The 23,032-nt window shown below is 59.0% G+C and carries 17 protein-coding genes and 2 tRNA genes; 6 read left to right on the top strand and 13 right to left on the bottom strand.

Annotated features, from left to right (window positions below; genetic code table 11):
• Positions 1-72: 72 nt before the first annotated feature.
• A complete protein-coding gene (locus ACW9IR_RS22065; protein ID WP_457465121.1) occupies positions 73-933 on the bottom strand; it encodes a LysR substrate-binding domain-containing protein in 861 nt (286 codons plus the stop codon).
• Between the two features lie 112 nt (positions 934-1,045).
• Between ACW9IR_RS22065 and ACW9IR_RS22070 the strand changes: the two genes are divergently transcribed.
• The 3 genes from ACW9IR_RS22070 (at position 1,046) to ACW9IR_RS22080 (ending at position 3,866) form a co-directional block, all read left to right on the top strand.
• Positions 1,046-2,155 carry a 2-aminoethylphosphonate--pyruvate transaminase gene (locus ACW9IR_RS22070; protein ID WP_457465122.1) on the top strand — a complete coding sequence of 370 codons (1,110 nt, stop codon included), beginning with the start codon at positions 1,046-1,048 and terminating at the stop codon, positions 2,153-2,155.
• A 143-nt stretch (positions 2,156-2,298) separates the two neighbouring features.
• The gene (phnX, locus tag ACW9IR_RS22075) at positions 2,299-3,126 is read left to right on the top strand and encodes a phosphonoacetaldehyde hydrolase (RefSeq protein ID WP_457465123.1); all 828 of its coding nucleotides are present in this window, start codon (positions 2,299-2,301) and stop codon (positions 3,124-3,126) included.
• 191 nt (positions 3,127-3,317) lie between these two features.
• Positions 3,318-3,866 (top strand): cytochrome b, encoded by a 549-nt coding sequence (locus ACW9IR_RS22080; RefSeq protein ID WP_038362764.1) that lies wholly within the window; start codon positions 3,318-3,320, stop codon positions 3,864-3,866.
• 3 nt (positions 3,867-3,869) lie between these two features.
• Here the strand turns inward: ACW9IR_RS22080 and ACW9IR_RS22085 are convergent, their stop codons facing one another.
• Both ACW9IR_RS22085 and ACW9IR_RS22090 read right to left on the bottom strand, forming a co-directional pair.
• Positions 3,870-4,796, bottom strand: coding sequence for a 1-aminocyclopropane-1-carboxylate deaminase/D-cysteine desulfhydrase (locus ACW9IR_RS22085; RefSeq protein WP_457465124.1), 927 nt, complete (start codon positions 4,794-4,796; stop codon positions 3,870-3,872).
• Positions 4,797-4,996: 200 nt separating this feature from the next.
• Positions 4,997-7,036 (bottom strand): oxidoreductase, encoded by a 2,040-nt coding sequence (locus ACW9IR_RS22090; protein ID WP_457465125.1) that lies wholly within the window; start codon positions 7,034-7,036, stop codon positions 4,997-4,999.
• A gap of 208 nt (positions 7,037-7,244) precedes the next feature.
• Between ACW9IR_RS22090 and ACW9IR_RS22095 the strand changes: the two genes are divergently transcribed.
• Together ACW9IR_RS22095 and ACW9IR_RS22100 are read left to right on the top strand one after the other, a co-directional pair.
• Positions 7,245-8,375, top strand: a complete 1,131-nt coding sequence (locus ACW9IR_RS22095; RefSeq protein WP_110719321.1) for a carbon-nitrogen hydrolase family protein — start codon at positions 7,245-7,247, stop codon at positions 8,373-8,375.
• Between the two features lie 3 nt (positions 8,376-8,378).
• Complete coding sequence (locus tag ACW9IR_RS22100; protein WP_150730376.1) at positions 8,379-9,419, top strand: AraC family transcriptional regulator; 1,041 nt, start codon at positions 8,379-8,381, stop codon at positions 9,417-9,419.
• Positions 9,420-9,844: 425 nt separating this feature from the next.
• Here ACW9IR_RS22100 and ACW9IR_RS22105 read toward each other — a convergent pair whose 3' ends face one another.
• On the bottom strand, positions 9,845-10,699 hold the full coding sequence (locus ACW9IR_RS22105) for a DUF2242 domain-containing protein (RefSeq protein WP_457465126.1): 855 nt from the start codon (positions 10,697-10,699) through the stop codon (positions 9,845-9,847).
• A gap of 92 nt (positions 10,700-10,791) precedes the next feature.
• On the bottom strand, positions 10,792-11,691 hold the full coding sequence (locus ACW9IR_RS22110) for a LysR family transcriptional regulator (protein ID WP_457465127.1): 900 nt from the start codon (positions 11,689-11,691) through the stop codon (positions 10,792-10,794).
• A 118-nt stretch (positions 11,692-11,809) separates the two neighbouring features.
• On the opposite strand from ACW9IR_RS22110, the gene ACW9IR_RS22115 reads away from it, so the two are divergent.
• Complete coding sequence (locus ACW9IR_RS22115) at positions 11,810-13,033, top strand: MFS transporter (protein WP_457465128.1); 1,224 nt, start codon at positions 11,810-11,812, stop codon at positions 13,031-13,033.
• Positions 13,034-13,786: 753 nt separating this feature from the next.
• Here ACW9IR_RS22115 and ACW9IR_RS22120 read toward each other — a convergent pair.
• The 8 genes from ACW9IR_RS22120 to ACW9IR_RS22155 all read right to left on the bottom strand — a co-directional run bounded on the left by ACW9IR_RS22120 (position 13,787) and on the right by ACW9IR_RS22155 (position 22,941).
• The gene (locus ACW9IR_RS22120) at positions 13,787-15,658 is read right to left on the bottom strand and encodes a SurA N-terminal domain-containing protein (protein ID WP_102901652.1); all 1,872 of its coding nucleotides are present in this window, start codon (positions 15,656-15,658) and stop codon (positions 13,787-13,789) included.
• 228 nt (positions 15,659-15,886) lie between these two features.
• Complete coding sequence (locus tag ACW9IR_RS22125) at positions 15,887-16,159, bottom strand: HU family DNA-binding protein (RefSeq protein WP_003183171.1); 273 nt, start codon at positions 16,157-16,159, stop codon at positions 15,887-15,889.
• A 148-nt stretch (positions 16,160-16,307) separates the two neighbouring features.
• Positions 16,308-18,704 carry an endopeptidase La gene (gene lon / locus ACW9IR_RS22130; protein ID WP_095123372.1) on the bottom strand — a complete coding sequence of 799 codons (2,397 nt, stop codon included), beginning with the start codon at positions 18,702-18,704 and terminating at the stop codon, positions 16,308-16,310.
• Positions 18,705-18,867: 163 nt separating this feature from the next.
• On the bottom strand, positions 18,868-20,151 hold the full coding sequence (gene clpX / locus ACW9IR_RS22135) for an ATP-dependent Clp protease ATP-binding subunit ClpX (protein ID WP_003223632.1): 1,284 nt from the start codon (positions 20,149-20,151) through the stop codon (positions 18,868-18,870).
• A gap of 112 nt (positions 20,152-20,263) precedes the next feature.
• Positions 20,264-20,899: an ATP-dependent Clp endopeptidase proteolytic subunit ClpP gene (clpP, locus tag ACW9IR_RS22140; RefSeq protein ID WP_007951559.1), complete on the bottom strand. Its 636-nt coding sequence runs from the start codon at positions 20,897-20,899 to the stop codon at positions 20,264-20,266.
• A 93-nt stretch (positions 20,900-20,992) separates the two neighbouring features.
• Positions 20,993-22,303: a trigger factor gene (gene tig / locus ACW9IR_RS22145; RefSeq protein ID WP_016986883.1), complete on the bottom strand. Its 1,311-nt coding sequence runs from the start codon at positions 22,301-22,303 to the stop codon at positions 20,993-20,995.
• Between the two features lie 400 nt (positions 22,304-22,703).
• Positions 22,704-22,779: transfer RNA gene (locus ACW9IR_RS22150), tRNA-His, on the bottom strand.
• Positions 22,780-22,856: 77 nt separating this feature from the next.
• A tRNA-Leu gene (locus ACW9IR_RS22155) sits at positions 22,857-22,941 on the bottom strand.
• Positions 22,942-23,032 lie beyond the last annotated feature (91 nt).

Here is a 23,032-nt window from a genome sequence, read left to right on the forward strand (position 1 = left end):
GGCTCGCTCCCACATTTGGAATGCATATCCCTGTGGGAGCGAGCCTGCTCGCGAAGGGGGCGACTCGGTGTATCAGACTGGCGCAAGACCGAAGAATGCCTGAATCAAACGCAACTCCCGGCGCCGCTCCATGCAGCCGATCATGTGCCGGTTCATTAGCCCGTCCCCGACAATCGGAATCGCCACCACCCTCGGGTCATGACTGACCTCCACCGAGGACACCACGCCAACGCCCAACTCAGCGGCAACGGCTTCGGTCACCGCCTCACGGCTATCGAGTTCCAGCAGCACGCGCGGATGGATCGACGCCTGCGCGCACGCCTGATCAAACGTACGCCGGGTGATCGAACTCGGTTCGCGCAGCACCATGATCACATGATCCAGTTCTTTGAGTTTCACTTCTCCGGCGCGCATCGCCCACGGGTGCCCTGCCGGCACCAACGCGCAAATCCGTGATTCGCTCAACGCTTGCAGATGCAGGCCTTTGCGCGGCTCCACTTCAGTCAACACCGCCACATCGGCGTGTTCCGACAACAACGCCGCCAAGGTTTCCTGGGCATTGCCCAAACGCAGATTCACCGTGATCCCCGGATACCGCGCACGCAGGCTGGCCAGCATCGGCATGACCATGTGCGGCCCGTCCGCCGCCACTTCCAGCCGTCCGGTGAGTAATTGCCGGTTGGCCTCGAGCATTGTCTGCGCCTCTTCCGCGAGGCCAAACATTGCGCGGGTAATCGCCGCGAGTTTGGTGCCCTCCTCGGTCAGTTCCACCCGTCGCGCGGTGCGCCGCAACAGGGTGATCTGATAGTGCTCTTCCAACGCCTTGATGTGCCCGGTAACCGCCGGCTGACTGATGAACAACCGCGCGGCGGCGCGGGTGAAGCTGCCTTCACGGGCCACGGCGTCGAACGCGCGGAGCTGGAACAGGTTCATGAATAACTCTCGCTGATGGCTGGCATAACAACAAACAATTTGATTGATGCAACGGCGAATTGCAACGTATGCCCCGTAGCTTCATCCCACAGCGCAATCCGAGGACATACGAATGAGTATCGCCGAACCCATCCTGCTCACTCCCGGCCCGTTGACCACTTCGGCCCGCACCCGCCAGGCGATGATGGTCGACTGGGGGTCATGGGATGACCGCTTCAATCAACTGACCGCCAGCCTGTGCGAACAACTGCTGGCGATCCTCAACGGCGCCGCCACTCACCACTGCGTGCCATTGCAGGGCAGCGGCACCTTCGCTGTTGAAGCGGCAATCGGCACCCTGGTGCCGCGTGACGGCAAAGTGCTGGTGCTGATCAACGGCGCCTACGGCAAGCGTCTGGCGAAAATCTGCGAAGTGCTCGGCCGCTCTTTCAGCACCTTCGAAACCGCTGAAGATGAACCGACCACCGCCGCTGACGTCGATCGCCTGTTGCGCGCCGACGGCAACATTACCCACGTTGCGCTGATCCACTGCGAAACCAGCACCGGCATTCTCAACCCGCTGGCGGAGATTGCCCAGGTCGTCGCGCAACACGGCAAACGCCTGATCATCGATGCCATGAGTTCCTTCGGCGCGTTGCCCGTGGATGCGCAACAAGTACCGTTTGACGCGCTGATCGCCGCCTCCGGCAAATGCCTGGAAGGCGTACCGGGGATGGGTTTTGTCTTCGCACGTAAAGAGGCGCTGGCCGCTGCCGCTGGCAATTCGCACTCGCTGGCGATGGACCTGTTCGATCAGCACGCCTACATGATGAAAACCGGTCAATGGCGCTTCACCCCGCCGACACACGTCGTCGCTGCGCTGCACGAAGCGCTGCTGCAATACAACGAAGAAGGTGGCCTGCCGGCGCGGCATGCGCGCTATGCCGCCAACTGTCAGGCGCTGATGGAAGAGATGGGCAAACTCGGTTTGCGCAGTTTCCTGCCGGCGGCGATTCAGGCGCCGATCATCGCCACGTTCCATGCGCCGCAAGATCCGCGTTATCAGTTCAAGGATTTCTACGAGCGGGTCAAGGCCAAGGGTTACATCCTCTATCCGGGCAAATTGACCCAGGTCGAAACCTTCCGCGTCGGTTGCATCGGCCATGTCAGCCCGGACGAAATGCGCCAGGCCGTCGCGGCGGTCGGTGAAGTGCTGCGCGAGATGGAAGTCCTCGAAGTCTAAGAACACCACCAATCCCCTGTGGGAGCGAGCCTGCTCGCGAAAGCGGTCGCACATTCAACATAGATGTCGACTGATCCGACGCCTTCGCGAGCAGGCTCACTCCTACATTTGAATTGCATTGCCAACTCAGGAATTTGATCAACATGAACTACGTCAATCCAAACAAGCTGCAAGCCGCGATCCTCGACTGGGCCGGCACCGTGGTCGATTTCGGCTCGTTCGCGCCAACGCAGATCTTCGTCGAAGCCTTCGCCGAGTTCGACGTGCAGGTCTCCATCGAAGAAGCCCGTGGCCCGATGGGCATGGGCAAGTGGGACCACATCCGCACCCTCTGCGATCAGCCGCAAGTGGCCGAGCGTTATCGCAAGGCGTTCGGCCGCACGCCGAGCGATGACGACGTCACCGCAATCTACAACCGCTTCATGCCGCTGCAGATCGAGAAGATCGCCGAGCACTCGGCGCTAATCCCCGGCGCGCTGGAAACCATCGCCAATCTGCGTCAGCAAGGGATCAAGATCGGCTCTTGCTCCGGCTACCCGAAACAAGTGATGGACAAGGTCGTCGAACTGGCCGCCACCAACGGCTACGTCGCTGACCATGTGGTCGCCACCGACGAAGTGCCAAATGGCCGCCCGTGGCCGGCCCAAGCCCTGGCTAACGTCATCGCGCTGGGCATCGACGATGTCGCGGCGTGCGTGAAGATCGATGACACCGTGCCGGGCATACTCGAAGGCCGTCGCGCTGGAATGTGGACCGTGGCGCTGATCTGCTCGGGCAACGCGTTGGGTCTGGACTACGAAGGGTTCCGTGCCTTGGGCAGCGACGAACTGGCGAGCGAACGCAAGCGCATCCACGCGTTGTTCGAAGGCTCGCGCCCGCACTACATGATCGACACCATCACTGATCTGCCGGAAGTGATCGCCGACATCAACAAGCGCCTGGCCAACGGTGAGATGCCGCAATCGAGCTGATCCCTGCCGCTTGCTGCCAACAAAAACGCCAGCGTCTGCACGACGCTGGCGTTTTTTATTGGCAAAGCCCCTGACTCAGAGCATTGAAAGTCCGATCAGCCTCAGGCAAATCCGCCAAAGCGGATTACAGTTAAAGCATGCCGTCGCTCAAGAACGGCAGGTTTCGACCCTGATCTGTGAGGAAACAGCGTATGCCGTGGACAAGTTCCGAATCCCGCTACAGCACTGTATCGGTCCTGTTGCACTGGCTGATGTTGGTCCTGTTGGTGCTGGTGTACGCCAGCATGGAGTTGCGCGGCCTCTTTCCCAAAGGCAGTGGCGGGCGCACGCTGATCCGCGAAGTGCATTACATGCTCGGCCTGACCGTGTTTGTGCTGGTGTGGTTTCGCCTGCTCGCGCGCAGCATTGGCCCGGCGCCGAAAATCTTCCCCGCCTCACCGCAATGGCAGACCGTGCTGGCGCGGCTGATGCACTGGGCGTTGTACCTGTTCATGATCAGCATGCCGATTCTGGGCTGGCTGATCACCAGCGCCGAAGGACATCAGGTGATGTTCTATGGTTTTGATCTGCCGCTGCTGGTCGCGGAGAACAAGGATTTCGCCAAACAGGTTGAGGGCTGGCATGTGCTCATTGCCACGATCGGCTACTGGTTGATCGGCCTGCACGCGCTGGCGGGGATCTATCACCATTATGTGGTGCGCGATAACACGCTGCTGCGGATGATGCCCAAGCGCGGCTGAATATCAGCGGCTGGCGCTGAACCCACGGCGGCCCTGCAAGCCACCGGTGTGAATAAAGATCAGCCGCGTGCCGGGCGCGAACCTGCCCGCCTCGACCTGTTGCTTGAGTGCCAGCAACGCTTTGCCGGTGTACAGCGGCTCCAGAGGAACGCCGCTGGCCTGCTCGGTTTGTTCGATGAACTCAAGCAACGCCGGATCGACCTTGGCAAAACCGCCGCGTCTGGCGTCGATCAGTTCATAGCTCCCGGTGCCCTGCTCTGCGGTTTGCAGGATCAACTCGATCTGCGGCGCCACGCCGTGATCTTCAGGTACTGCCAGCGCACCATAGACCGGATGCGCGCCGGCCTCGGTGAGGACCAGCCCGGCGAGTGTCGTCCCGGTGCCGCAAGCCAGCCACCATCCGTGGTAATCGCTCCAGCCGAGCGTGGGCAATTGCGCTTGCGCCTGTTCCTTGATGGCGGCACAACCGAGCGCCCCCGTTAAGCCGCCACCGCCCTCGGGCACCGCATACAACTGCGGATACTGCGCGTGCCAAGGCTCCCAGAATCCCGGCTCGTTTCGTGCGCGATAGCCGCCGTAACCCAACCAATGCAGTTGCATGCCGAATGCCTGCAAATCCTGCACTGTCGGCGTTTCCTGTGCATGCCCGCGCAACAGCCCCATGGTTTTGAACCCCAACCGTTTCCCCGCCGCCGCCAACGCGTGCAGATGATTGGAATGCGCACCACCGAGGCTGATGATGCCCTCGGCACCCGCACGGTCAGCGGCCTTGAGGTGCTCGACGAGTTTGAACCATTTGTTGCCGCTGATCAGCGGGTCGATCTGGTCTAGGCGCAGGATCGCGACTTCAATGCCGGCGGCTGCGAGCCAGTCCAGATGAAGGGGTTGTAGCGGGGCTTGGGGTAGCCAATCGGAGGTAGGCAAAAGCATGGGCGGCGATTCGATCTGGACAGAGCCGGCATTCTAGTCGCTCACAAGCCGCCATCGCGAGCAGGCTCACAAGGTTCACGATGCGCACAAATCCTGTGGGAGCGAGCTTGCTCGCGAAAGCGGAGTGTCAGTCAATATATATGTCGACTGACACGATGCCTTCGCGAGCAAGCTCGCTCCCACAGGTTCAGCGGCGGAGCTTAAAGTTCAGCAGCGAGGCGCGAGCCTTGGTTGATCGCGCGTTTGGCATCCAGCTCGGCCGCGACATCGGCACCACCGATCAGGTGCACGTTCTGCCCCGCTTCCACCAGACCGTCATGCAATTCACGCAGCGGATCCTGCCCTGCGCAAATCACAATGTTGTCCACCGCCAGCACTTGCGGCTCGCCGGTTTCGCCGATGCGGATATGCAGGCCTTGGTCATCGATGCTCAGGTATTCAACGCTGTTGAGCATTTGCACCTGCTTGTTCTTCAGACCGGTACGGTGAATCCAGCCAGTGGTTTTACCCAGACCATCGCCGACCTTGGTTTTCTTGCGCTGCAACAGGAACACTTCGCGTGCCGGTGCATGCGGTGCGGCTTTGATCCCGGCCACGCCACCACGGGCTTCGAGTTGCGTATCGATGCCCCACTCTTTCCAGAACGCGGCGCGATCCTGACTGGTCGCTACGCCTTGGTGAACGAGGAATTCCGAGACGTCAAAACCGATACCACCGGCGCCAATCACGGCCACGCGTTTGCCAACCGGTTTGCGCTCAAGGATCACGTCGATGTAGCTCAACACCTTGGCGTTCTCTACGCCCGGAATCGCCGGCACACGCGGCGCAATACCGGTGGCGAGGATGATTTCGTCGTAACCGCCTTCAACCAGTTTCGCCACGTCGACGCGGGTGTGGAGGCACACCTCGACGTGGGTGGTCTGCAGTTTGCGTTTGAAGTAACGCAGGGTTTCAAAGAACTCTTCCTTGCCCGGCACGCGCTTGGCGATGTTGAACTGGCCGCCAATTTCACTGGCCGAATCGAACAAGGTCACCTGATGGCCGCGCTCGGCAGCCACAGTGGCGGCGGACAAACCGGCAGGGCCAGCGCCGACCACGGCGATTTTCTTGATCTGCTGCACGGGCAGGTAGTTCAGTTCGGTCTCGTGGCAGGCACGCGGGTTGACCAGGCAACTGGTCAACTTGCCGCCGAAGGTGTGATCGAGGCACGCCTGGTTGCAGCCGATGCAGGTATTGATTTCATCGGCGCGGCCTTCGGCGGCCTTGTTGACGAAGTCCGGGTCGGCGAGGAACGGCCGCGCCATCGAGACCATGTCGGCATCACCTTCGGCGAGAATCTGCTCGGCGATTTCCGGGGTGTTGATGCGGTTGGTGGTGATCAACGGGATCTTCACCGAGCCGCGCAGTTTGGCCGTGACCTTGCTGAATGCCGCACGCGGCACTTTGGTGGCGATGGTCGGGATTCGCGCTTCGTGCCAGCCAATGCCAGTGTTGATGATGGTCGCGCCGGCCTGCTCGATGGCTTTGGCCAGGGTGACGATCTCATCCCAAGTGCTGCCGCCCTCGACCAGATCGAGCATCGACAGACGGAAAATAATGATGAAGTTCGGGCCGACCGCTTCACGCACGCGACGAACGATTTCCACCGGCAGGCGCATACGGTTTTCGTAGCTGCCGCCCCAACGGTCGGTGCGGTGGTTGGTGTGCGCGGCGAGGAACTGGTTAATGAAATAACCTTCCGAGCCCATGATCTCGACGCCGTCGTACTCAGCGGTCTGCGCCAGTACCGAACAGGTGACGAAATCGCTGATCTGCTTCTCGATGCCTTCCTCGTCCAGCTCTTTGGGCTTGAACGGGTTGATCGGCGCCTGAATCGCACTCGGCGCCACTTGCTTCGGGCTGTAGGCATAACGCCCGGCGTGGAGGATCTGCATGCAGATCTTGCCGCCCGCCTCGTGCACCGCGCGGGTGACGATGCGGTGCTTGAGCGCTTCTTCTTCGGTGGTCAACTTGGCCGCGCCGGAATACACGCCGCCCTCGTCGTTCGGGCCAATACCGCCGGTGACCATCAGGCCAACACCGCCGCGCGCACGCTCCGCGAAGTACGCCGCCATGCGCTCGAATCCACCCGGTTTTTCTTCCAGGCCTGTGTGCATCGAGCCCATCAGGGTGCGGTTGCGCAGCGTGGTGAATCCCAGGTCCAGCGGGGCCAACAGGTGCGGGTAATGAGCGGCGGTCATCGGTAACTCCACAACGAGCAATCACGGAAAAGTTGCGGGGGCTCTGCGGCTCCCGTCAGTCATGTTCGACAGACTAAGAGTCGCATCGCTGTCACTCAATGACCGTAACTGACAACTTATTGATCCAAATGCGCAGCGCCCCTTGGCAACCCGGTCCATGGGCCCTACCCTAGTCGCCATACCCTGTACCCGGTAGTTGTTGGTTTACATGCGCAAACTTTTGTATCTGTTCTTTTCCATGGCCATTGTCGCCGCTCTGACCACCTACGCCATGTGGGCGGCGGATCGGCCGACGGGACATTACTTGTCGGACCTGCGTATCAAGCTGGCGGTCGACCAGGGCACGCCCGCCGACCGTGGCAATCTGCTCGGTATCCAGCCCGAATTGTTTCCCACGGACTACCAGAGCCCCGAGCGCCTGCGTCGCAAACTGGCGGCCTACCTGCAGCAAGCGCAGGATCAAGGCTTGTTGAACGACAAAACCGTGGTGGTGTTGCCGGAGAACGTCGGCACCTGGCTGCTGCTCAGCGGCGAGAAAGACGAGTTGTATCAGGCCCCGACCCTCGCCGAAGCAATGAACTGGCTGGCGGCGAGCAATCCGTTATTGTTTGCCCGCGCCTGGCTCAGCGCCAACGGCAAAGACCGTCTCAACGATGCGTACCTGCGCATGAAATCCAAGGCCATGGCCAAGGACTATCAGGCGCTGTTCGGTGGTCTGGCCAAGGAGTTTCATGTGACGCTGGTGGCCGGCTCGATCGTGCTGCCAGAACCGAGCATCCGCGACGGCCAGCTCAAACCCGGCAGCGGCGCGTTGTTCAATAGCAGTGTGGTGTTCAGTCGTGATGGCGTGCCGCTTGGCCAGCCGCAACGGCAGATGCACCCGGTGTTCGATCAGCGAGAAGTGATCGAAGGCGCAGACAAACACTTGCTCAATGTCGTCGATACTCCGGCCGGACGCCTCGGCGTGCTGATTGGCAGCGACAGCTGGTATCCGGATAACTACCGCAAACTCGACGAGCAAGGCGCGCAATTGGTCGCGGTGCCCGCGCAAGTACTCGGTCATCGTGCCTGGAACCTGCCTTGGCGCGGCTACAAGAGTTCCAACACCCCGAGCTCGGTCAGCCTCAAACCCGGCGAACTCACCGAAGGCCAGGCCTGGCATCGCCTGACCCTTACTGCACAACCGCCGAGCAGTCGAGCGATTGCCGGCATGAGCGTTTTCCTGCGTGGGCAGTTCTGGGACAAGGCCAGTTCCGGCCAGAGTTTCCTCAGCAGCAACGGTCAGCAGTTTGCCGATGGCGAGGCCCGTGGCGCGCGCTTGCTGAACATCTGGTTGTAAACCATGAAGCCGCTGCCGATGCGCCTTGGGGATTTGTCGGTAGGCTTCGTGCACAGCCTCGCCGATGCCGTGCGCAGTCATGCGGTCGATCCGCAGCCGCTGCTGGAGCAATATGGTCTGGACGCCGCGCGACTGGCCGAGGCCGGTGCGCGTTTGTCGATTCCGCGCTATATGCGCCTGGGCCACGCGGCGATTCAGTTGACCGGCGATTCGGCGCTGGGCCTGCGCATGGGCCAGCTCAGTCGCCTGAGTCAGGCCGGGCTGGCCGGCGTCACCGCCGCACAAGCGCCGACCGTGCGTGAGGCCGCGCGCTGCCTGATCCGTTTCGAGGCGTTGTACGGTTCCAACTATCGCGGTCAGTCCAGCTTCCACGAAGATGCCCATGGCGCGTGGCTGCGTTTCTATTCGATCAGCCCGTACAACGCCTATAACCGTTTTGTCGTGGACTCGATCATCGCCGGGTGGCTGCACCAGCTCTCCAGTGTCAGCCGCGAACCGCTGCGCGCTGAACGTATCGAAATCGAATTCGAAGAACCGGATTACCGCGATGCCTATAGCGTGTTGGGCGATTGCCCGATCCAGTTCGGTGCCGAGCGTAATCAACTGCGCCTGAGCCTCGACAGCCTCGCACAGCGTAATCCCGAGCATTGCCCGAGTACCTGGCGGCATCTGCTGCAACTGTGTGAACGGGAACTGGAGCAATTGACCCGAACCCGCAGCCTGCGCGAACGCATCACTCAGCTACTGGGGCCTTTACTCAATGGTGGCCGGGAACCTGACCTGGAAGAAGTGGCGGCACGCCTGAAGCTGCCTACCTGGACCTTGCGGCGCAAACTGGCCGAGGAAGGCACGCAGTTTCGCGCGATCCTCAACGACACGCGCCGGGATCTGGCGATGACCTACATCCGCGATACCGAACTGGCCTTCGGAGAAATCGCTTATCTGCTGGGGTTTGCCTCAGCCGAAGCGTTCCAGCGAGCCTTCAAACGCTGGAGCGGTCAGACGCCGGGGGAATTCCGCCGCAGCCATCGCAAAACGGCTTAAAAGCAGCTACAAGCTACAAGCTACAAGCTTCAAGCTGCAAGTCAAAGCTCGGTGGCGTCTTCAGCGGGTTCCAGAGGATCCAGTTCAAAGGCCTGGTATTCGAGCAGCTCTTCTTGATATTCATCCATCGCGTAATCCCCCTGCTGCTCTCTTGAATGGGCCTGGGCAAATGCCCAGTGCCTCGAGCTTAACGTGCTCGTATGAAGGAAAAGTGAAACCCGGCCTTCATGAATAAAACGTAGCAGACGGTCAAGAATTTATCGCGGGACTTTTGTCCGGGGAATGTAACGAAATTTAAGGCAACCCAAAAACCACTGTGGGAGCGAGCTTGCTCGCGAAGGCGTCGGACCCTTCAGCACACAGGTGACTGAAAGTCCGTCTTCGCGAGCAGGCTCGCTCCCACAGGGATTTGCGGTGAGGCTGGTTTATTGGCCGGACGCTGGCATCGCCGGGATCGGCTCGGAGGGCGGCGGGATATCCGGGTTGGCCGGTGGCGTGATGGTTTCGGTCGCCGGTGCCGGTTCTGCGCTCGGGGCCGGAGTGATCGGCGCCGCTTCTGCCGGTGGCGCAACAGGTTCCGACGTCACGGGCGCGACCTCAGCAGGCGCCGGAGCCGGCTCGGCAGCAGGTGCAGGCGTTGCGGCGGGCGCAGGTGCTGGCGTTGGCGCTGGCACCAGCGCTGCCGGAGCAGCCTTCGCCTCAGGCACGCCGAGATCAGCCTTCGGCTTCTCTTCAATGTGCGCAGCTTTCTTTGCTTCCGCCGGCAGGAACAGCTCCACCAACGTGAAGAAGCGCTCATAGAACTTCTGCGAGGTCACCGTCTCACTGGCAACCTTGACCATCGAATCGTCGGACGAGCCGATCGGCATCGACACCGAACCCAACACACCCACGCCGAGACTGGCCGAGTTGTTGGTTTTCTTCAGCGCGTAGCGATCCTGCAAGGCGTTGGCGAACATCGTCGCATGGTGCCCGGCACTGCCGTCATCGGCGCAGACCACGTTGAAGCTGATCTCCATGTGGGTGTCGCCGGTTTGCTGGAAACTCTTGTGGCCACTGACCAGTTTCGGGTCACTGCTGGTGATGATGTAACCCTGACTGAGCAACGCACGACGGGCCGCTTCGCAACTGACCGAATCGGTCACCGGGTAATTGCGCGAAAACGTGCCGGAGTCATCGAAGTTCTCATGCTCATACATCGGCTTGTCTTTCGAACAGCCGGCAACAGCGGTCAACAACAGCGCCAACCCGACAACACGCATGGGAGTGGAAATCAACATTGAACATCCTGAGAGAAAACAGTCCGGGGCGTATTGTGCAACAGATCACGCCCCCGCGGCGCATGGATTAGTGTCTTAAAGCAGTTACAACTCTATCGACCGTCAGTTGCGGGAAAAAGTCGCAACGCCAAGTGATCAATGAACACGCGCAATTTCGCCGTGGCGTGGCGACTCGATGGCCATAGCACCCAGAACTGCCCGGTGTGCTGCAGATGCGCGTCGAGCACCCGCTGCAAGCGGCCTTGCGCCTCGGCCTCGCGGGTCATGAAATCCGGCAGACAGGCAATGCCCATGCCGGCCAGCACGGCATGGCTCACTGCCTCGATCGACGTACTGACCAGCCGAGTCGGCAACGTCGGCTCGGCGGCGCCCTCCACGCGAATCAACGGCCAGGCTTCCAGTTTGCCGGTGGCATGAAACGTATGCCGAAGGCACGCATGAGTCGCCAGGTCGTCGGGCGTTTGCGGCATACCGCGTTGCTGCAAATAAGCCGGGCTGGCCACCAGCACCATATGAAACTCGCCCAACGGTCGCGCCATCAGTCGCGAATCCCTTGGTTTACCGGTGCGGATTACGGCGTCGAAACCTTCTTCAACCACATCGACCATGCGGTCGGTCAAATCCAGATCCAGTTCAATCTGCGGGTACAACGCCATGAACTCGGCCATGACCGGCATCACCAGGCCATGCACCTGTGGCAGGCTGATGCGCAACTTGCCATGGGGTTTCGCAGCCGCATCGCACAACTCGAACTCCGCCGCCTCGACCTCCGCGAGAATCTTGCGACAGCGCTCCAGAAACAGTGCGCCTTCACTGGTCAGCGTAACGCTGCGAGTGGTGCGTTGAAACAGCCGCACGCCGAGTCGCGCTTCCAGCCGCGCAATACTCTTGCCCACCGCCGACGATGACACCCCTTGCAGTCGGCCAGCCTCAGTGAAACTGCGCGTCTCAGCGACCTGAACAAACACCGAAATACTGCCCAGGCTATCCATACCAACCTCCCATTGCTGACATCCGTGTCCGATATGTTCGGAACCTTAACCCGTTTTTCGCCGATGTGCAGCGCCCTACCCTGTGCTCCTCGTCAACTTTGCACATGGATGCCGGCTCATGAACGACGCACAACTCAATTGCCCCACACTTGAACACCCTCTCGATCGCCAAGAGCGATTACCCCTCGGCGCCCTGTTGGCGTTAGCCACCGCCGGATTCATTACGGTCATGACCGAAGCCATGCCCGCCGGCCTGTTGCCGCAGATGAGCAGCGGCCTGAATGTGTCCCAGGCGCTGATCGGGCAACTGGTCACGCTGTACGCGATCGGTTCGATACTCGCAGCAATTCCCCTGACGATCGCCACCCGCGGCTGGCGCCGCAGACCGCTGTTGCTATCCGCCATCGGCGGCTTTGCCATCGCCAACAGCATCACCGCTCTGTCAGAGCTGTACTGGCTGACCCTGATCGCACGCTTTATCGCCGGGGTATTTGCCGGTTTGCTTTGGGCACTGCTGGCCGGTTACGCCAGCCGCATGGTCGCCCCGCACCTGCAAGGTCGCGCCATTACCGTGGCCATGCTCGGCGCGCCGATTGCACTTTCGCTGGGAATCCCCGCCGGCACGCTGCTGGGCACCCTGGTCGGCTGGCGCCTGAGCTTTGCCATCATGACCGCGCTGACCGTTGTGCTGGTGGTCTGGGTGCGCTGGCAAGTACCGGACTTCGCCGGCGAACGCGTGGGAAAGCGCATGCCGCTGCGTCAGGTGTTTACCTTGCCGGGCGTGCGATCCGTCTTGTTTGTCACCCTCACCTACGTCGTCGCGCACAACTTGCTCTACACCTACATCGCGCCCTTCCTGCAGCCTTCCGGACTGGACGCCAATGTCGACCGCGTGCTGTTGGTATTCGGCCTCGCCTCAGTGCTGAGCCTGTGGATCGTCGGCAGCCTGATTGACCGCTGGCTGCGCGAACTGGTGTTGATCAGTGCCGGACTGTTCCTGCTGTCCGCGATAGCACTGGGCCTGTGGCGCGACTCGCCAAGCGTGGTTTACATCGCCACCGCTGTGTGGGGACTGGCGTTTGGTGCAATGCCCTCGCTGCTGCAAACCGCCTCAGCAAAAACTGCGAAAGAGGCTGCCGATACAGCGCAATCGATGCTGGTTACGCTGTGGAATGTCGGGATTGCTGGCGGGGGGTTGGTGGGTGGTTTGTTGCTGGGCAATCCCGGGGTTGGGGCGTTTCCGTGGATTGTTGCAGGATTGTTGGTGTTGACGCTGTATGTGGCGGCAATGGCTCGGGGCCATGTTTTTCCAAAAGCCGTGAGAAACCGAATGCCCAATTGATTCGGGTGCAGCCTGCTGGAAATTGGTCGGCTGGCAGGCCGCTTTCGCGAGCAGGCTCGCTCCCACAATTGGATTGAGTACATCTGACAGAAGATTGGTCGGCTGACAGGCCGCCATCGCGAGCAGGCTCACTCCCACAATTGGATTGAGTACATCTGACAGAAGATTGGTCGCTGGCAGGCCGCCACAGCGAGCAGGCTCACTCCTACAGTGGAACTGAGTACATCAGACAGAAGATTGGTCGGCTGGCAGGCCGCCTTCGCGAACAGGCTCGCTCCCACAGGTTTAATTTGTGTGCGGCCCACGCGGCAAAGCCGCCCCACTCAACAGGATGAGCGTTAGCTCGGCTGCAGCTTTTGATCTTGATCCACCGGTCCCGTCGGCAGGCTGAGTGGAGGGATTTATCCGGGGGTGGGAGCGCAGCGACCGTTCGACGAAGTCGAACACATCGAGAGGAGGTGCAGCGAAGCAAACCGTAGGCGATGCCCCCGGATCGATCCCGGAGCGAAGGAACCCCGAGCTTTAGCGAGCGGGCCGAACGTTGGGACAAGCCTTTTTGGGTACTTTTTCGGCGTCTGGAAAAAGTGCCTCGCCGTAAGGGCGAAACCGCCAACGGCAGCACCCGAAGCAACGGATATTCACCCAAAACCCCAAGAACATGGTCGGCCCAAAGGCCGCCACTACCCAACGCCCCAAAAAAAACCCCGACCATAAGGCCGGGGCTTTCACATCACATCACAGCTCAATCAGACATCAAAACCGCTTGATCTCAGCCTGAGCTTCCAACTGCTTGCGATACGCCGCAAAGTCCTGCTGCCCCTCACGCGAAGCAAGGAAACGACGGTACTGAGCCTTCTCTTCATCCGTCGGCGCAGCCGCTTCATTAACGCCATTCAGACGCACGATCATCAGACTGCCATCCGCCAACGTCACGCTGGTGAACGTCGGCTTGTCCTTGGCAGCCGGCTTCGGCATACGGAACAACGCTTGCAGCACCGCCGGATCAACACCTTCCTGACCACGGGTGGCCGCTTCAGTGGTTTTCCAGTTCTGCCCCTCAACCGCCTTGTCCAACGGCGCCTTGCCATCGCGCAGATCCGCGATCAGCTTCTCGGCCTTGGTCTTGGCAGCCGCGCTGGCGTGCTCTTTGGTCAACTGAGTGCGGATCGCCGCATTCACGCTTTCCAGCGGCAGTTGCGCAGGCTTGAGGTGCTCCTTGGAGCGCAGCACGATCACGGTTTCCGGATCCAGCTCGATGGCGGTGCTATTGGCACCCTCGTCGATCACTTCGGTACTGAACGCAGCAGTAACCACGGCACGGTTGGCCGCAACACCTTCGCCACCTTCACGGCCGAACGGCTTGGAGGTGTGCACGGTCAGCTTCAGATCCGCCGCCGGCTGAGCCAGGTCAGACGCTTCGAACGCCGAGTCTTCCAGTTGCTTGGTTGCCTCGACGAAACGCTGCTCGACCTGCGCGGCTTTCAGCTCGCGGGTCAGCTTGTCTTTCAGGCTGGCCAAGGTCGGCACTTCAGGCGCTTCGACACCCAACAGCTTGATCAAGTGGTAACCGAAGTCAGTACGAATCGGCTCGGACACCTGGTCTTTCGACAGGGAGTACAAGGTTTTTTCGAACGCCGGGTCGTAAACGCCCGGGCCTGCGTAACCGAGGTCACCGCCGTTATTGGCCGAACCCGGATCCTGCGAGAACTCTTTGGCCAGCGCTTCGAACTTCTCGCCCTTGGCCAGACGCGCCTGGACTTCGTCGATCTTCGCTTTGGCCTGAGCCTCGGTGGTCTTGTCGTTCACTTCGATCAGAATGTGCGCGGCACGACGCTGTTCCGACAGGTTGGCGATCTCTTTCTGATACGCCGCCTGCAGGTCTTCGTCTTTCACGGCAACCTGATCGAAGAACGAAGACTTCTTCAGCTCTACGTAATCGATGATCACTTGGTCCGGAGTCATGAACTCCTTGGCGTGTTCGTCGTAGTAAGCCTTGACCTCGTCGTCGGTCAGTTTGACCGCAGCCGGGTCAGCCTTGACGTTCAAGGTGGCGAAATCGCGGGTCTGTTTTTCCAGACGGGCAAATGCCAGCACTTCGGCGTCGGTGACGAAACCGCTGCCCGCCACACCGGCGCGCAGTTGGCCGATGAGCATTTCCTGAGCCAGCATCTGGCGGAATTGCATACGGCTGTAACCCAGTTGACGGATTACTTGGTCGAAACGCTCGGAGCTGAACTTGCCGTCCACCTGGAATTCAGGTGTTTGCAGGATCACTTGATCCAGTGCGCCTTCGGAGAAAGCGAACTTCGCTTGTTCGGCGCCTTGCAGCAGCAGCTTGCGATCAATCAGACCCTTGAGGGCCGATTCGCGGAGCATTTTTTCGTCGAGCAAGGAAGCATCGAAGTCTTTGCCCAGCTGTTGCATCAGCTGACGGCGTTGCATATCAACGGCCTGGCTCAGCTCGTTCTGGCTGATTTCATCACCGTTGACCTTGGCCGCCTCATTCTTGTGAGTCGTGGCCTGGAAAATGGCGTCGAAACCGGTCAGAGCCATCAGTGCAACGATGACCCCGATAATGGTCTTGGCAATCCAGCCTTGTGAATTGTCCCTGATATTCTGCAGCATGCGTCCCCCAGAAACGGTTGAACTTCAAAATTAGGCAACCGTGGAGCGTGGGTAGAATCCGGATAGAAGAAAGGCGCATCCGAGGATGCGCCTTCTCGTAACTGGCGGAGCGGACAGGGCTCGAACCCTCGATCCCGGCGTTACAGGCAACTGTTTCAGCTACCTGCTCTACCGCTCCGCTGCCAAGTCAGGCATGACCCCGACCCGGATGGGTAAAAACCTGAAAACTTAGTTAACAGCTTCTTTCAGTGCTTTACCGGCTTTGAAACCTGGCTTCTTGGCAGCCGGGATTTCCAGAGTCTTGCCGGTCTGCGGGTTACGACCGGTACGAGCCGGACGATCCGTCACGGAGAAAGTACCGAAACCAACCAGAACAACGGAGTCGCCAGCCTTCAGAGCGCCAGTGACGGATTCGATTACAGCGTCCAGCGCACGGCCAGCAGCAGCTTTCGGGATATCAGCGGATGCAGCGATAGCATCAATCAGTTCCGACTTGTTCACTCTAAGTCCCCTTATATCTATTTTGAGATGATTCTAAGTTTTTTGGTGAAAGCAAAAACGAGTGCTGAATGGCCTACAGACACTTAAGAGCCGCTTTATAACAAGGGCTCTAAAAAACTGTCAAGGAAGCCCCTCAGGCAAAAGCGTATTAATGCGTGCTAATTCTTTCCTTAGAGTCAGACTCACGTTTTTCGTCCTTGGCAACTATCTCCGGAGCCACATCCGGCAAGGGCTCCGGCGCGTATTGCAGCGCAATTTGCAGGACCTCGTCAATCCATTTAACCGGTTTAATCTGCAGATCCTGCTTGATATTGTCAGGAATCTCCTTCAGATCACGCACGTTCTCTTCCGGAATAATCACAATCTTGATTCCGCCGCGGTGAGCCGCCAGCAGTTTTTCCTTCAGACCGCCAATCGCCAGCACTTGACCACGCAGCGTGATTTCGCCGGTCATGGCGACATCGGCGCGCACCGGAATGCCGGTCAACGCCGACACCAGCGCCGTGCACATGCCTACACCGGCGCTAGGGCCGTCCTTCGGGGTCGCCCCTTCCGGCATGTGGATGTGCGTGTCGCGCTTCTCGTGGAAGTCCAGGGGAATGCCCAGGCTCTTGGCACGACTGCGGACCACGGTTAGCGCGGCAGTGATCGATTCGACCATCACGTCGCCCAGCGAACCGGTCTTGATCAATTGCCCTTTGCCCGGCACAACAGCGGCTTCGATGGTCAGCAATTCACCACCAACCTGAGTCCAGGCAAGGCCGGTCACCTGACCGATCTGATCCTGTTGTTCGGCCAGACCGTAGCGGAATTTGCGCACACCGAGGAAGTGTTCCAGCAAGTCAGCTGTCACTTTCACCGAGAAGCGTTTTTCCAGCGCGTGCTCTTTGACGGCCTTGCGGCAGACCTTGGCGATCTGACGTTCGAGGCCACGCACACCGGCTTCACGGGTGTAGTAACGGATGATGTCGCGGATCGCTTCAGCGTCGAATTCCAGCTCGCCCTTTTTCAGACCGTTAGCGGCGATCTGTTTTGGCGAGAGGTATTTGACGGCGATGTTGATCTTCTCGTCTTCGGTGTAGCCCGGCAGACGGATCACTTCCATCCGGTCGAGCAGCGCCGGCGGGATGTTCATCGAGTTCGAGGTGCACAGGAACATCACATCCGAAAGGTCATAATCGACTTCCAGATAGTGGTCGTTGAAATTGTGGTTCTGCTCTGGATCGAGCACTTCCAGCAACGCCGACGCCGGGTCGCCACGCATGTCGCTGCCCATTTTGTCGATTTCATCGAGCAGGAACAGCGGGTTGCGCACACCCACCTTTGTCATCTTTTGAATCAATCTTCCCGGCATCGAACCGATGTAAGTCCGGCGGTGACCACGAATTTCCGCTTCATCACGCACGCCACCGAGGGCCATGCGCACGAATTTGCGGTTGGTAGCGTGAGCAATCGACTCTGCCAGCGAGGTTTTACCCACGCCCGGAGGACCGACCAGACACAACACCGGGCCACGGATTTTCTTCACGCGTTTTTGCACGGCGAGGTATTCAAGGATACGTTCCTTGACCTCTTCGAGACCGTAGTGATCGGCATCGAGAATGTCTTCTGCGCGCGCCAGGTCCAGGCGAACCTTGCTCTGCGCCTTCCACGGAACTTGCACCAGCCAGTCGATGTACGAGCGCACCACGGTGGCCTCAGCGGACATCGGCGACATTTGCTTGAGCTTGTTCAGCTCGGCAGTGGCTTTGGCCAACGCGTCTTTCGGCAGACCGGCAGCGTCGATACGCTTTTTCAGGTCTTCGATTTCGTTGTGGCCTTCGTCGCTGTCACCGAGTTCTTTCTGAATGGCCTTCATCTGCTCATTCAGGTAGTACTCGCGCTGACTGCGCTCCATTTGCTTTTTGACGCGACCACGAATGCGTTTTTCGACTTGAAGCAGATCGATCTCGGCATCCAGCAACGCCAGAACGTGCTCGACCCGCGCCGACAAATCGATGATTTCGAGGATTTCCTGCTTCTGCTCGATTTTCAGCGCCATGTGCGCCGCCATGGTGTCGACCAGGCGACCCGGCTCATCGATGCTGTTGAGCGACGACAGGACTTCAGCCGGGACTTTCTTGCCCAACTGTACATATTGTTCGAACTGCGACAGCAGTGTGCGCACGAACACTTCGGATTCGCGCTCGGCGGCGTCGACTTCTTCGATCAACGAGACTTCGGCACGGCAGTGGCCGTCGACTTCGCTGAAGCGTTCGACGGTGCCACGCTGCTCACCCTCGACCAGAACCTTTACGGTGCCGTCAGGCAGCTTCAGAAGCTGTAGAACAGTGGCGATGGTACCTACGCGATAGAGAGCGTCTTCACCGGGATCGTCGTCAGCCGGGTTTCTCTGGGCCAGCAGCAGGATCTGCTTGTCGCCCGCCATCGCGGCCTCGAGGGCTTCGATGGATTTCTCGCGCCCCACGAACAGCGGGATAACCATGTGCGGATAAACCACGACATCACGCAATGGCAGGAGAGGCAATTCGATGGTTGTCTTCATGATTTCGCCTCTACGGCGGCCATATGGCCGTAATCAGATGGAATTGAGCTTGAAACCAAGATGGGGGCTGCCTTGAAAAAAAACAAGCGCAAAGCGGATGTAATAAATGACATAAAAAAAAAGAGGCCCGAAGGCCCCTTCTTTATTCCAGCAGACTGGACGCTTACGCGTCCGGCGCTGCCTTGGCCGTCGGCTCACTGTTTTCGTAAATATACAGTGGCTTGGACTTGCCTTCGATCACGCTTTCATCGATCACGACTTTGCTCACCTCGGACTGCGAGGGGATCTCATACATCGTGTCGAGCAGTACACCTTCGAGAATCGAACGCAGACCACGGGCACCGGTTTTACGCTCCAGTGCACGTTTGGCGACCGATTTGAGCGCGTCTGTACGGAACTCCAGATCCACGCCTTCCATCTCGAACAGCTTGGCATACTGTTTGGTCAGAGCATTTTTCGGCTCGGTGAGGATCTGCATCAACGCAGCCTCGTCGAGCTCGTCCAGCGTCGCGAGGACCGGCAGACGACCGACGAATTCCGGGATAAGACCGAACTTGACCAGATCGTCAGGCTCGACCTCACGCAGGGATTCACCGACTTTCTTGCCTTCTTCCTTGCTGCGCACTTCTGCGTTGAAGCCGATGCCGCCCTTGGTGGAACGGTTTTGAATAACCTTTTCCAGACCAGAGAACGCACCACCGCAGATGAACAGGATGTTACGGGTGTCGACCTGCAGGAATTCCTGCTGCGGATGCTTGCGGCCACCTTGCGGCGGTACGGAAGCGACCGTGCCTTCGATCAACTTGAGCAAGGCCTGTTGCACGCCTTCACCGGAAACGTCCCGGGTAATCGACGGGTTGTCGGACTTGCGGGAAATCTTGTCGATTTCGTCGATGTAGACAATACCCATCTGGGCCTTCTCTACGTCGTAATCGCACTTCTGCAGCAGCTTCTGAATGATGTTCTCGACATCTTCACCCACGTAACCCGCCTCGGTGAGGGTGGTTGCGTCGGCGATGGTGAACGGAACGTTCAGCAAGCGGGCCAGTGTTTCGGCCAGCAGGGTCTTACCGGAGCCTGTCGGGCCGATCAGCAGGATGTTGCTCTTGCCGAGTTCGACGTCGTCAGCCTTTTTGTCACGCTGGTTCAGGCGCTTGTAGTGGTTGTACACCGCTACGGCCAGAACCTTTTTCGCACGCTCCTGACCAATGACGTACTGGTCAAGGATGCCGCTGATTTCTTTAGGCGAAGGCAATTTATGCGCGCTGCTTTCGGCCTGGGCTTCCTGCACCTCCTCACGGATGATGTCATTGCACAGGTCGACGCACTCGTCGCAGATAAAGACCGAGGGGCCGGCAATCAATTTGCGCACTTCATGCTGGCTTTTGCCACAGAAGGAGCAATAGAGCAGCTTGCCGTTGTCCTCGCCGTTGCGGGTGTCAGTCATTCGTTCGATCCAAATCCGATAGGCTTGCAACACAAGATGAAGGCTATTGCGGGCTTTTTCAAGCCCGCCGCTGATCAGACAAGCCGACCAAGCCTATTTTGAGCTGCTTATTTTAAGCTGGGCGCTGGTTGATCACTTCGTCGATCAGGCCATATTCCTTCGCAGCTTCTGCACTCATGAAGTTGTCGCGATTGGTATCGCGCTCGATTTCTTCCAGAGTACGGCCGCTGTGCTTGGCCATCAGCGTGTTCAGACGCTCGCGAATGAAGAGGATTTCCTTGGCGTGGATTTCGATGTCCGACGCCTGGCCCTGGAAACCGCCCAGTGGCTGGTGAATCATCACGCGCGAGTTCGGCAGGCAGAAACGCTTGCCCGGGGCACCTGCGGTCAGCAGGAATGCGCCCATGCTGCAGGCCTGACCGATGCAGGTGGTCGACACGTTCGGCTTGATGAACTGCATGGTGTCGTAGATCGACATGCCCGCTGTCACCGAACCGCCCGGGGAGTTGATGTAGAGATGGATGTCCTTGTCCGGGTTTTCCGCTTCAAGGAACAGCAGTTGCGCGCAGATCAGGTTGGCCATGTAGTCCTCTACCGGACCAACCAGAAAGATCACTCGCTCCTTGAGCAGGCGCGAATAGATGTCATAGGCGCGTTCGCCACGAGCAGATTGCTCGACAACCATCGGGACCAGGCCGCCGGCGGCCTGGATATCAGAGTTCTGCTGAATATAAGAATTACGGAACATGCTCTGCAGTCGCTCCCAAATAGTTATGTCTTGAATACGCATAAGCCAGCTCGAGAGCTGGCTTATGGTGTGTACTTCTTAACGCAAAACCAATCAGTCGGCTGTTGGAGCTTCTACCGGCTTGACTGCTTCTTCGTAAGAGACCGCTTTGTCGGTCACACTAGCTTTCTGCAGAACAGTATCCACAACTTGCTCTTCCAGCACAACCGAACGCACTTCGTTCAGCTGCTGCTCGTTTTTGTAGTACCACGACACAACCTGCTCAGGCTCCTGGTAAGCGGAAGCCATTTCCTGAATCATTTCGCGGACGCGAGCGTCGTCAGGCTTCAGGTCGAATTGCTTGACCACTTCAGCAACGATCAGACCCAGCACAACGCGGCGCTTGGCTTGCTCTTCGAACAGCTCGGCCGGCAGTTGATCAGGCTTGATGTTACCGCCGAACTGCTGAACAGCCTGCACGCGCAGACGGTCAACTTCGTTGGACAGCAGAGCCTTAGGCACTTCGATAGGGTTGGTGGCCAGCAGACCGTCCATTACCTGATTCTTGACCTTGGATTTGATCGCCTGACGCAGTTCACGCTCCATGTTCTTGCGAACTTCAGTGCGGAAACCGTCGATGCCGCTTTCCTTGATGCCGAATTGAGCGAAGAATTCTTCGTTCAGCTCTGGCAGCTTAGGCTCGGAAACAGTGTTGACAGTTACGGTGAACTCGGCGGTTTTGCCAGCCAGGTCCAGGTTCTGATAGTCCTCTGGGAAGGTCAGGTTCAGAACGCGCTCTTCACCGGCTTTAGCGCCAACCAGGCCTTCTTCGAAGCCTGGGATCATGCGGCCGGAACCCAGTACCAGTTGAGTGCCTTTGGCGGAGCCGCCAGCGAACACTTCGCCGTCAACCTTGCCAACGAAATCGATGTTCAGTTGGTCTTCGTTCTGGGCAGCGCGATCGGCCACTTCAAAACGGGTGTTCTGCTTGCGCAGGATGTCGAGCATTTTGTCCAGGTCAGCGTCAGCCACGTCAGCGCTCAGGCGCTCAACGGTGATGCCGTCGAAACCGGCAACGGTGAACTCTGGGAATACTTCGAACACAGCAACGTATTCCAGATCCTTGCCAGCTTCGAGCGACTTAGGCTCGATCGAAGGCGAACCAGCAGGGTTCAGCTTCTGCTCAACCACAGCTTCGTAGAAGGAGGACTGGATCACGTCGCCTACAGCTTCCTGACGAGCATCAGCACCGAAACGGCGCTTGATTTCGCTCATTGGCACTTTGCCTGGACGGAAGCCAGCAATCTTGGCCTTTTGGGCGGTCTGCTGCAGACGCTTGTTGACCTGAGTCTCGATGCGCTCTGCCGGCACGGTGACGCTCATGCGGCGCTCGAGAGCAGTAGTATTTTCAACAGAAACTTGCATGGATATTCCTCGTTGCACAGACGTTAGCCGGCCGTTTCCGACCCCAGAATCAAGGGCATGCATTCTAGTGGGTCAAACTCAAGAAGTCACCCTACTGAAAACGGGTAAAAAAACAGCAGGCATTTTATCGGGACCGCCACACCAATGCAGCGCGCCCCACAGGCGAATACAACCAATCACGCCAGGGCTCTGCGCCAACCGCTTCTATATATAGAAGAGACTGCCGATCACTCCCTGACGGCCGTTCTTGCAAGCAAGCCCGGCGAGCAGTGCAGCATCATCGAGCAACATAAATACGACGAAGCGCCCTACTCCTGCGTCCGGAAACCGGCCATGCCGGTTTTCAAAACCGCAAAACAAAAAAGGCGCCAGACTGTTAAATCTGGCGCCTTTCGAAATATGGGGTGGACGATGGGGATCGAACCCACGACAACGGGAGTCACAATCCCGTGCTCTACCAACTGAGCTACGCCCACCATATTGCGTAACAAAAAAGCCAAACAACTTCTTTGTTGAAACCTCACCAGCCCGAAGACATGAATGAAGCTTTAATTGGTGCGGATGAAGAGACTCGAACTCTTACGCCTCGCGGCGCTGGAACCTAAATCCAGTGTGTCTACCAATTCCACCACATCCGCAGGTGAAGCTTTAAAGCAAAGGCGCCAGACTGTTACATCTGGCGCCTTTCGAAATATGGGGTGGACGATGGGGATCGAACCCACGACAACG

The sequence above is a fragment of the Pseudomonas sp. SDT291_1_S447 genome (genome assembly GCF_054070155.1).